Below are 9,750 nucleotides of genomic sequence, written 5' to 3' on the forward strand. Positions count from 1 at the left end.
CAGCGATTGATCTGCGCGACCCCAAAACTGTCAACTATGTCCCCGAACAGGTGTAAGCTATGTCTCCGGGCTGAACAGCAGCGAAGCAATCCAGGGGCCAGGGTGGGACTCTGGATTGCTTCGTCGCTTCGCTCCTCGCAATGACGGAGATGGGGGGCAGCAGATCGCGCCCGACTGCCAGGCTTGCCCTGCCGGGACAGGCGATGCGCCGCAACCGCCGGAGAAGGGAGCGCAATGTTCGCGAAGCCGCAGCCTGTGCGCGACGTTCTTCGCCTCGATCGACCCAGCCCACAAACAAAAACCCCGCCATTCGCGGCGGGGCCCAGTCTGGGAGGAGCAAGCCGTGAGGCTCGCCGGTGGACCCAGTGAAAGCTCAGGCGGGGATGCGCTCGTCCATGTCGTGCGGCTCGCGCAGCACGTAGCCGCGGCCCCAGACGGTCTCGATGAAGTTGCGGCCTTCGGAGGCGTTGGCGAGCTTCTTGCGCAGCTTGCAGATGAAGACGTCGATGATCTTCAGCTCGGGCTCGTCCATGCCGCCGTAGAGATGGTTGAGGAACATCTCCTTGGTCAGGGTGGTGCCTTTGCGCAGCGAGAGCAGCTCCAGCATCTGGTATTCCTTGCCGGTCAGATGCACGCGCTGGCCGCCGACTTCGACCGTCTTGGTGTCGAGGTTGACGACGAGGTCGCCGGTCTGGATGACCGACTGGGCGTGGCCCTTGGAACGGCGGACGATCGCGTGGATGCGGGCGATCAGCTCGTCCTTGTGGAACGGCTTGGTCATGTAGTCGTCGGCGCCGAAGCCGAGACCCTTGACCTTGTCCTCGATGCCGGCGAGGCCGGACAGGATGAGGATCGGCGTCTTGATCTTCGAGACACGCAGCTGCTTCAGCACGTCGTAACCGGACATGTCGGGCAGATTGAGGTCGAGAAGGATGATGTCGTAGTCGTACAACTTGCCGAGGTCGACGCCTTCTTCGCCCAGGTCAGTCGTGTAGACATTGAAGCTTTCGGACTTCAACATCAGTTCGATCGACTGCGCGACGGCGCTGTCATCCTCAATCAGCAAAACGCGCATGCCAGTTCCCCATAGTCGCCGCTCCGGGCGTCAGGTCGGCCGCCATCTGCGGCACTCAAAACGCCTTTGAACAACTGATTCGGATCCTGACGAGAGATGGTTAACAAATCCTGATTCCCCTCCGCAAGCTCTATCCGTGCAATTTTTATCGAATCGCCGTAAGGTGTTGCGATGAAGCAGTTTTTCTTAGCCGCTCTCGTTCAAGCTCCATGTTAAGAGATGGACCTAACCGACTCTCGGATCTCACCGCTTTTTGAGGGCGGCAAAGCGAAGCACGTCAGTCACTCCAGACCATGACGTAATGATTAATGATGCGAGTAAACACAGAGTTAAGCCGACGACGCGAATCTGCCCCTACTTAAGGTTTTCGCAATGAAGGCTCTGGCCCAATGACAGCTCTCTCGCAATGAAGGCGCTTTGGCAATGAAGGCTCTGGCCGAGCAGATCAGCGACATCGACGCCGTGAACACCTATGGGCGTGTCGTCGGCGTGAAGGGACTCATGGTGGAGATCGCCGGGCCGATTCATGCGATGTCGGTCGGCGCGCGCATCGTGATCGAGACCGGCAACAATTACATCCCTGCCGAAGTGATCGGTTTCTCCGGCAAGAATGCCGTGGTGATGCCGTTCGCCGGGCTGGAGGGCGTGCGCCGCGGCTGCCGCGCCGTGATCGCCAATGCCGCCAATCAGGTGCGGCCGTCGCCGGCCTGGCTCGGCCGAGTCATCAATGCGATGGGCGAGCCGATCGACGGCAAGGGGCCGCTGCCGCAGGGCGCCTCACCGGTTCCTTATCGGAACAATCCGCCGCCAGCGCATTCGCGCCGGCGCGTCGGCTCGCCGCTCGATCTCGGCGTCCGCGCATTGAACACCTTTCTCACCTGTTGCCGCGGCCAGCGACTCGGCATCTTCGCCGGTTCCGGCGTCGGCAAATCGGTGCTGCTGTCGATGCTGGCGCGCAACGTCGACGCGGCGGTGTCGGTGATCGGGCTGATCGGCGAGCGCGGCCGTGAGGTGCAGGAGTTCCTGCAGGACGATCTCGGCGAGGAGGGCCTCGCGCGCTCGGTCGTCGTGGTCGCGACGTCCGACGAGCCGGCGCTGATGCGAAGACAGGCGGCGTATCTGACGCTCGCGATCTCGGAATATTTTCGCGACGAGGGCAAGGATGTCCTTTGTCTGATGGACTCGGTCACGCGCTTTGCGATGGCGCAGCGCGAGATCGGGCTGTCGGCCGGCGAACCACCGACCGCGAAGGGCTACACGCCGACGGTGTTCACCGAGCTGCCGAAGCTGCTCGAGCGGGCGGGGCCGGGCAGCGGCGAGGGCACCATCACCGGGATCTTCACGGTGCTGGTCGATGGCGACGATCACAACGAGCCGGTGGCGGATGCGGTGCGCGGCATTCTCGACGGCCACGTGGTGATGCAGCGTTCGATCGCCGAACGCGGCCGCTATCCGGCGATCAACGTCCTGAAATCGGTATCGCGCACGATGCCGAAATCGGCCGACCCCGTATTCTTGCCGACGATCATGCGCGCGCGCCAGGTGATGGCGACCTATGCCGACATGGAGGAACTGATCCGGCTCGGTGCCTATCGCGCCGGTTCCAGTCCGGAGGTCGACGAGGCGATCCGGCTGCACGAGCCGCTGGAGGCGTTCCTGCGCCAGCGCAAGGACGAGGTCTCGACGCTGCAGAACGGGTATCGGGAGCTGGAACAGATCCTGGGGCGCTTGGAAACGGAAAGCTAACTTTGTCGGGTAATCATCCCCTCCATGTAATGAGCCTAGTCGGCGAGCCCAGCAAGGGCGGCCGGCCCTGTCCCGCGCCGTACACGGGACTTCTGGGGAGTATGAGTCGATGAAGTCGCGCGAAACGCTGATCCGTCTGAAGAAATTTCAGGTGGATGAGAAACGCCGCCGGGTGACGCAGATCGAGGGCATGATCGCTGACTTCCAGCGCATGTCGGCCGAGCTCGAGCGGGAGATCCAGACCGAGCAGGAGCGGGCCGGCATCAACGACCCGACCCATTTTGCCTATCCGACCTACGCCAAGGCCGCGATCCAGCGCCGGGAAAACCTGACGCGCTCGGCCGACGAGCTGCGCACCCAGCTCGAGGACGCCAAGGCCGCGTTGTCCGAGGCGTTCGAGGAAATGAAGAAGGTCGAGCTGCTCGACGAGCGTGACCAGGCCCGCGAGAAGGCCGAGGAGAGCGCCCGCGAGCAGGCCGACATGGACTCTATCGGCCTGATGCGCGCCCGGCTCGGCGTCATCGCCTGAGCCTGTCGCCGTCACGGCTGTCGCTTTCGAAAACCCGGGCCGCGAGGTCCGGGTTTTTCGTCGTGCCCACCCCGGTGGAGAGTTGCCCAGGACTTGTGCTACGGGAGGACGTAGGCTCGAACGAGGGAGTGGGGCGATTTTCGGGGACGCTGAATGCTGACGCCGGCAGAGCTGGTCTGGTTGCTTGCCGCTGTTGCCAAAGGGGACGAGGCTGCCTTCGAGCGCCTCTACGCGGCGACGCGCGCGAAACTCTATGGCGTCGTGCTCCGTATCTTGCACCGACAGGACCTCGCCGAGGAGGTCGTCCAGGAGACCTATGTGAAGGTCTGGAACAACGCCGCACAGTTCAACCCGGCCGTTTCTTCCCCGATCACCTGGATGGCCGCCATCGCCCGCAACCGCGCCATCGACCTGGTGCGAAAGCGCGGTGAGCTGTCTTTGGAGGATGAGCCCTCCGCGCTGGAGGTTGCGGCCGAGACGCCGGATCCGCTGGCGCGCCGCGAGATGTCGGAGGAGCTCAAGCGTCTTTTGGAATGCGTCGGCCAGCTCGAGCCCGACCGCCAGAAGCTCGTGCTGCTTGCCTACTATAACGGCTGGAGCCGCGAGCAATTGGCGACCAAGTTCGAGGCGCCGGTGAACACGGTGAAGACCTGGCTGAGGCGGAGCATGATGGACATCCGCCAATGCCTCGGTCTCGGATGAGGTGCTGTTCGGACCGGCGAGAGACCTTGTAGGACGTGACCTGGACCTGTGATGGCGTATAGCGAAGACCATATCGCGCTGGCGGCGGAATACGCGCTCGGGACGCTCGACGCCGCCGAACGGGCGCAGGTCGAGACCATGATGGCGGTCGACAAGGATTTCGTCGCACTGGTCCAGGCGTGGGAATTTCGCCTCGGTCCGCTCAATCAGATGGTCGGGCTGGTCGAGCCGCGTCCCGAGCTGTGGGATCGCATCAAGTCTGAGATTGCGCGGTTGCGCGCGACCGCGGAGAGCGCGCCGGCTGGACAGGTGACGATCGTCGAGGCTCCGGTCGTTGCCGCTCAGCCCGAGCCCGCGCCTCCCGAGGTCCCGCCCGTCGAAGCGGAAGCCGCGCCGATCCATGCGTCTCCCGTCAGCGAACCAGAGCCTGAGGTCGCGGCGCCGGTCATCACGCCGACACGCAGCACTTTCGCGGCTCGCGAGATCGCGAACGACGACACCAATGTCGTTCAGCTCTCGTCCAAGGTCCGGCAGTTGCGCGCGGTCGCCAACATCATGACCGCGCTCGCGGCCGTGCTGCTCGCGCTGGTCGGTGTCCAGGTTTACCGCCCCGACCTCCTGCCGCGGCCATTGCAGCCGAAGCCGCGGATCCAGACCGTCGAGGTCAAGGTGCCGGCCGCGCAACCCTCCGCCCAGTTCGTTGCCCTCCTGCAGAAGGACGCGGCGTCGCCGGCCTTCATCCTGACCGTCGATGCCGCCAGCAAGAGCTACACCGTGCGCCGGGTCGGCGCCGCGCCGGAGCCGGGCAAGAGCTTCGAGTTGTGGCTCGTCTCCGACAAGCTGCAGAAGCCGCGCTCGCTCGGCGTGATCGGCGGCAGCGACTTCACCAGCCGTCCCGTTCTCTCGTCCTACGACGCCGACACAGTCAACCGCGCGACCTACGCCGTCACGGTCGAGCCGGAGGGCGGGTCGCCGACCGGGCAGGCGACCGGGCCGATCGTTTTTACCGGCAAGCTGATCGAGACGGTGCCGTCGGCGCGGTGATTCAACGCCCAAAAGAGAAAACGCCCGTGGGGAGCGGGCGTTTTCAGTAGTCGACTTGGGGTTGGGTCTACTACATATCCACGCGGCCAGTTGGGGGGCTGTGAGAACCGCGTGAATTCCGGGAATTCCTGTCAGCGAACCACCGACATCTCCGAGCTCGTCACCACGACCGGCTTGCCGGCCTTGAGGACCTTTGCCGTCTGCGCGTAGTTCGGCTCCGCATTCAGTCGGGCGGAGATGCCGAGGCCGGCCACTGCGATGCCAGCCACGAGCGCAACCACCACGATCTTGAGGTGGGTCGTACGATCCGCGCTGTAAATCGAGTGGTTCATGGAAGCCTCCTGCCGTCTTCCGTCCTTCGCTGATTCGTGTGAGCCGGGGGCTTTCCGGTTCATCGTCTCGCGTGAACTAACGTAGGAAACCTCAATTCTGTTTCGTAGACCACATCACAAGTGTGTGATAAGGCGTGATGTCTCGCGATCGAAAGTTGATGAAATTCAAATTCATATAGTTATATCAACGGTTTGATTGGTTGTTCGGTATGCGGATGAAATTTCAGCCACCTAACGCAAAATTAAGAATTCGTTTGCCTGTGGCGGTAAAGCAAGGGGTGGTCTGCTGGTAAAAACGGCAAAAGCCGACGCCTCGCGCCGGCCCCGCCGATCAAACGCGCCCGGAATTCTGCGGTTCCGCAACGTCAGCCGTCACACGCTCCCCACCGTCTTCAGCCGCGCCCGCGGATGGATCTCGGCCTGCGACAGCACCGTGGTCTGGGCCCGGAAGCGCTCGACCAGCGAGCGGACGAACGGCCGGATCGCCGCCGACGTCACCAGCACCGGCGATTCGCCTTCGCGTGCGGCGCGCTCGAAGGCATCGCGCGTCGCGGTCATGAACTCCGACAGCTTCGACGGCTGCATCGCGAGGCTGCGCTCCTCGCCTTGGCCGATCAGCGATTCCGCAAACGCCTGCTCCCACCTGGCCGACAGCGCGATCAGCGGCAGGTAGCCCATCGGCGAGGTGTTCTGGGCGCAGATCTGGCGGGCGAGGCGGGCGCGCACGTGCTCGACGATCGTTGCCGGGTTGCGCGAGAACGCGAGCGCGTCGGCGATGCCTTCGAGGATGGTCGAGAGGTCGCGGATCGAGATCCTCTCCGACAACAGCAGTTGCAGCACGCGCTGGATGCCGGAAATCGTGATCTGCGTCGGCACGATGTCCTTGACCAGCTCGCTCTGCTCCTTCGGCAGCTCCTTCAGGAGCTTCTGCACCTCGCCGTAGGACAGCAGGTCGCTCATATTGGCCTTGAGCAGCTCGGTCAGGTGCGTCGACAGCACGGTCGCCGCGTCGACGACCGTGTAGCCCTTGAGCGTCGCCTCTTCCTTCAGGCCGGCGTCGACCCAGGTGGCGGGCAGGCCGAAGGTCGGCTCCGTCGTGTGGATGCCGGGCACCGCGACCTGGTTGCCGCCGGGGTCCATGACCATGAACTGGCTCGGCCAGATCTTGCCGGAGCCGGCGTCGACCTCCTTGATCTTGATGATGTAGGTGTTGGCCTCGAGCTGCACGTTGTCGAGGATGCGCACCGACGGCATCACGAAACCCATCTCGATCGCCAGCGACCGGCGCAGCGCCTTGATCTGGTCGGTCAGGCGGTCGGTGCCGTCGGGTGCGTTCACGAGCGGCAGCAGCGCATAGCCGAGCTCGATCTTGAGGTCGTCGATCTTGAGCGCGGCCGAGATCGGCTCCTCGGCGGCCGCGGCGGTGGCAGCCGCCGCGGGCGCTGCAGCCGCGGCGACCTCCTCGGCCTTCGCGACCTCCTTCTGCTTGCGCGCCTTGAGGGCGAGCGCGGCGGCGCCGCCGCCGAGCGCCAGGAACGGAAGGGTCGGGATGCCCGGCAGCAGCGCCAGCACCAGCATCACGGCGGCCGACATGCCGAGCGCCTGCGGATAGCCCGAGAACTGCTTGATCAGCGCCTTGTCGGCGGCACCGCTGACGCCGGCCTTGGAGACCAGGAGGCCCGCGGCGGTCGAGACGATCAGCGCCGGCACCTGGGTGACGAGGCCGTCGCCGACGGTCAGCGTGGTGTAGGTGCGGGCGGCCTCGGCAAAGCCGAGACCCTGCTGGGCGACGCCGATGATGATGCCGCCGATGATGTTGATGAAGACGACGAGCAGGCCGGCGACCGCGTCGCCGCGGACGAATTTCGAGGCACCGTCCATGGCGCCGAAGAAGCCGCTTTCGTCCTCCAGCTCCTTGCGCCTGATCTTGGCGACCTTCTCGTCGATCAGGCCGGCGGAGAGGTCGGCGTCGATCGCCATCTGCTTGCCGGGCATGGAGTCCAGATGGAAGCGCGCCGCGACCTCGGCGATGCGGCCCGAACCCTTGGTGATGACGACGAAGTTCACCGTCACCAGGATCGCGAACACGATGATGCCGATGACGAAATTGCCGCTCATCACGAAGTTGCCGAACGCCTCGATGACGTGGCCGGCGGCATCGGTGCCCTCGTGGCCACGCGACAGGATCAGCCGGGTCGAGGCCAGGTTGAGCGACAGCCGCAGCATCGTCGAGATCAGGAGGATGGTCGGAAAGGACGAGAATTCCAGCGGCGCCTGGATGAACAAGGCGGTCATCAGGATCAGGATCGACAGGGTGATCGAGATCGCCAGGAACAGATCGAGCACCAGCGAGGGCAGCGGCAGGATCAGCACCACCAGGATGGTGAGGATGCCGAGCGCCAGCGCGATGTCGCCGCGCAGGACTGCTGTCTTGAGGTCAGCGAATGAGAACCCGCCGGCCGGAGATCCGACCCCCTGACCCGCCGTGACGTCGACCATGGCTTTCGCCCCTTCTCGCGGGCCGCGTGTGCCGGCCCCAAACGACTGCGCGACGGCCGCAGGGCCGCCGTTCCGAAACTGAGGTACCGCGCCGGCGTCCACGGAAGGTCTCCTCCGTCAACTGCACCCAACCACGACACGCACATTCCACCCGGCAATTTTTGCCCGGTGGTTGGTTAGCGTTCGGTTAATGGCGGTTAACAAAGGGTTGCGGGGGGCAGGAGAGCGGCGCACTCGGCGTGCCAGGCGCTGGTCTGCATCGGTCGGTCTCCTGCATCAGCTTGGTTGGCGTGCGCCCGCGGTCTCGCGGCGCCGTGCGCCCGAGTTGTGCGTCAGGTCCGCCCTCGATCGGATGGAGGGCGCAGGGAAGGCCGGGCGCCGGCCGCGCCCGTGGCCCGCCTGCAGCAAAAAAAGCAGGCGGCAGTCACCACAGGTCTGGCCGAATCACCCGGCCCTCCCTGCGCGACGGTTGGAACGGCTTATACGTGGTCTCCCTGGTGCGCCGGGCTTGTCGGCCACCATCACAGGCGCAATGCGTGAGCACCGCCACCCGCTTGATACCAGCGTCGGGGTATCAGGACCGCACGACTTCGCCGTGCGCAACGAACCGTTCGTCCGCGCGGCACGAAGCCACGCTGCGATTCCCTGCGCCCATCGCATCCCACCTCCCACGTCTCGTGACGGTCGCGACACGCCCCTCCGGCGGAAGCAGGATGGGAGATCATATACATGATTTCGGAAAAAATGAAACAGGAATATTTCGCCAAATCAAAATTCAGGTTTTCTGCTGACCCGGGGCTCGGCGCTTGCGCGTCGTCCGGCTGCGCGCGTGGCGCCGAGCAATGTGTCGATATCGTGCGTGTCGCGCGGCGCGCGGCATCAAGTTTTTCTGATCGCTGCGATCAGCGTTTGCGATTGGCGGCGAGGGATGCTGCTCTTTAGAAGGCTTCTAAATTGAATGCAGGAGAACCGAAAATGCGTCGACAGAAGCTCCCCCATGGTCTGCGGCTGACAGCGACGGCTGCTGGCCTGGCCGGGCTTGCATCGCTCATCGCGGTCGCTGCGCCCAGGGCGGAGACGCCGACACCGACCCCGGCGCCAGCCTACCTGCCGACCGTCAGCGACCTGATGATCGCGACCATCCAGCCGCGCCATCTCAGGCTCTGGATCGCCGGCCATAGCGGCAACTGGGCGTTCAGCGCCTATGAGCTCGGCAATCTCAAGGGCGCGTTCAACCGCGTCAGCCGGGCGCAGCCACTGGTCGAGGGCAATTCGTTTGCCGACATGACGACGGCCGTGACGCAGCAGCCGTTCGACGAACTGGCGCAGGCCATCAAGCAGAAGGACATCGGCCGCTTCGAGCGCTCCTATGCCGACCTCACCGCCGCCTGCAACTCCTGCCACCAGGCGCTCAATCGCGCCGCCGTGGTCATCAAGGTGCCGCAGACCGCCAGCGTTGCCGACCAGGACTTCACGGCCGGCGCGGAGTGACAGCGGGCGGACGGTGAAGCAGGACCGGTCACGCGCCGTCCGGCGCTGCTGCCGGCCGGGGCCACGCGTGCGGATCAGCGAGGCGTGATCGACCCCTCGGTTTGTTGCGTGGGTTGATTCCAACCCGGAGAGATTTCCGGCCGGTCTTTGTCAGCAGGTGGCAACTCCGCGGCGATGCGCTTTCCAGCGTCGTAGATCGGCGCAGCGTTCCCATCCTCTCGCCTACAGCTTCAAAACGATCTTGCCGAAGTGCGAGGCGGTCCGGAGATGGGCGAACGCTTCGGGAGCGTCGTCGAAGTCGTAGACGCGATCGACGATCGGGTGAATCGCGT

Annotated in this window: 10 protein-coding genes; 6 read left to right on the forward strand and 4 right to left on the reverse strand. The window is 64.7% G+C overall.

The genetic code is table 11. The features are described from left to right. Nucleotides 1-373: 373 nt before the first annotated feature. Nucleotides 374-1,075, reverse strand: coding sequence for a response regulator transcription factor CtrA (gene ctrA, locus ACQR1E_RS33895; protein ID WP_012046382.1), 702 nt, complete (start codon nt 1,073-1,075; stop codon nt 374-376). Nucleotides 1,076-1,498: 423 nt separating this feature from the next. On the opposite strand from ctrA, the gene fliI reads away from it, so the two are divergent. The 4 genes from fliI to ACQR1E_RS33915 all read left to right on the forward strand — a co-directional run bounded on the left by fliI (nt 1,499) and on the right by ACQR1E_RS33915 (nt 5,096). Further along, nucleotides 1,499-2,821 (forward strand): flagellar protein export ATPase FliI, encoded by a 1,323-nt coding sequence (fliI, locus tag ACQR1E_RS33900; RefSeq protein WP_315714035.1) that lies wholly within the window; start codon nt 1,499-1,501, stop codon nt 2,819-2,821. A 109-nt stretch (nt 2,822-2,930) separates the two neighbouring features. Further along, on the forward strand, nt 2,931-3,350 hold the full coding sequence (gene fliJ, locus ACQR1E_RS33905) for a flagellar export protein FliJ (RefSeq protein WP_315714036.1): 420 nt from the start codon (nt 2,931-2,933) through the stop codon (nt 3,348-3,350). Nucleotides 3,351-3,503: 153 nt separating this feature from the next. Next, the gene (locus ACQR1E_RS33910) at nt 3,504-4,052 is read left to right on the forward strand and encodes a sigma-70 family RNA polymerase sigma factor (RefSeq protein WP_315714037.1); all 549 of its coding nucleotides are present in this window, start codon (nt 3,504-3,506) and stop codon (nt 4,050-4,052) included. Nucleotides 4,053-4,103: 51 nt separating this feature from the next. After that, nucleotides 4,104-5,096, forward strand: a complete 993-nt coding sequence (locus ACQR1E_RS33915; protein ID WP_434898103.1) for an anti-sigma factor — start codon at nt 4,104-4,106, stop codon at nt 5,094-5,096. A 131-nt stretch (nt 5,097-5,227) separates the two neighbouring features. On the opposite strand, the gene ACQR1E_RS33920 is transcribed toward ACQR1E_RS33915, so the two are convergent. Together ACQR1E_RS33920 and flhA are read right to left on the reverse strand one after the other, a co-directional pair. Then, nucleotides 5,228-5,428, reverse strand: coding sequence for a hypothetical protein (locus ACQR1E_RS33920; RefSeq protein WP_315714039.1), 201 nt, complete (start codon nt 5,426-5,428; stop codon nt 5,228-5,230). Nucleotides 5,429-5,800: 372 nt separating this feature from the next. Continuing rightward, on the reverse strand, nt 5,801-7,927 hold the full coding sequence (gene flhA / locus ACQR1E_RS33925) for a flagellar biosynthesis protein FlhA (RefSeq protein ID WP_315714040.1): 2,127 nt from the start codon (nt 7,925-7,927) through the stop codon (nt 5,801-5,803). A gap of 729 nt (nt 7,928-8,656) precedes the next feature. Here flhA and ACQR1E_RS33930 point away from each other — a divergent pair. Both ACQR1E_RS33930 and ACQR1E_RS33935 read left to right on the forward strand, forming a co-directional pair. Next, nucleotides 8,657-8,869, forward strand: coding sequence for a hypothetical protein (locus ACQR1E_RS33930; protein WP_434898104.1), 213 nt, complete (start codon nt 8,657-8,659; stop codon nt 8,867-8,869). Nucleotides 8,870-8,902: 33 nt separating this feature from the next. Beyond that, a complete protein-coding gene (locus tag ACQR1E_RS33935) occupies nt 8,903-9,418 on the forward strand; it encodes a cytochrome family protein (protein ID WP_315752692.1) in 516 nt (171 codons plus the stop codon). A 222-nt stretch (nt 9,419-9,640) separates the two neighbouring features. Here the strand turns inward: ACQR1E_RS33935 and ACQR1E_RS33940 are convergent. Continuing rightward, nucleotides 9,641-9,750: zinc-binding dehydrogenase (locus ACQR1E_RS33940; protein WP_434898105.1), on the reverse strand; the 110-nt coding region annotated here is incomplete at its 5' end.

Origin of the sequence: Bradyrhizobium sp. HKCCYLRH1030 (genome assembly GCF_051168395.1) — a bacterium.
Classification (GTDB): domain Bacteria; phylum Pseudomonadota; class Alphaproteobacteria; order Rhizobiales; family Xanthobacteraceae; genus Bradyrhizobium.

What these genes read in the sequence shown, in the direction of transcription:
- ctrA (WP_012046382.1), bottom strand. Translation starts at nt 1,075, where the DNA reads ATGCGCGTTTTGCTGATTGAGGATGACAGCGCCGTCGCGCAGTCGATC.
- fliI (WP_315714035.1), top strand. Translation starts at nt 1,499, where the DNA reads ATGAAGGCTCTGGCCGAGCAGATCAGCGACATCGACGCCGTGAACACC.
- fliJ (WP_315714036.1), top strand. Translation starts at nt 2,931, where the DNA reads ATGAAGTCGCGCGAAACGCTGATCCGTCTGAAGAAATTTCAGGTGGAT.
- ACQR1E_RS33910 (WP_315714037.1), top strand. Translation starts at nt 3,504, where the DNA reads ATGCTGACGCCGGCAGAGCTGGTCTGGTTGCTTGCCGCTGTTGCCAAA.
- ACQR1E_RS33915 (WP_434898103.1), top strand. Translation starts at nt 4,104, where the DNA reads ATGGCGTATAGCGAAGACCATATCGCGCTGGCGGCGGAATACGCGCTC.
- ACQR1E_RS33920 (WP_315714039.1), bottom strand. Translation starts at nt 5,428, where the DNA reads ATGAACCACTCGATTTACAGCGCGGATCGTACGACCCACCTCAAGATC.
- flhA (WP_315714040.1), bottom strand. Translation starts at nt 7,927, where the DNA reads ATGGTCGACGTCACGGCGGGTCAGGGGGTCGGATCTCCGGCCGGCGGG.
- ACQR1E_RS33930 (WP_434898104.1), top strand. Translation starts at nt 8,657, where the DNA reads ATGATTTCGGAAAAAATGAAACAGGAATATTTCGCCAAATCAAAATTC.
- ACQR1E_RS33935 (WP_315752692.1), top strand. Translation starts at nt 8,903, where the DNA reads ATGCGTCGACAGAAGCTCCCCCATGGTCTGCGGCTGACAGCGACGGCT.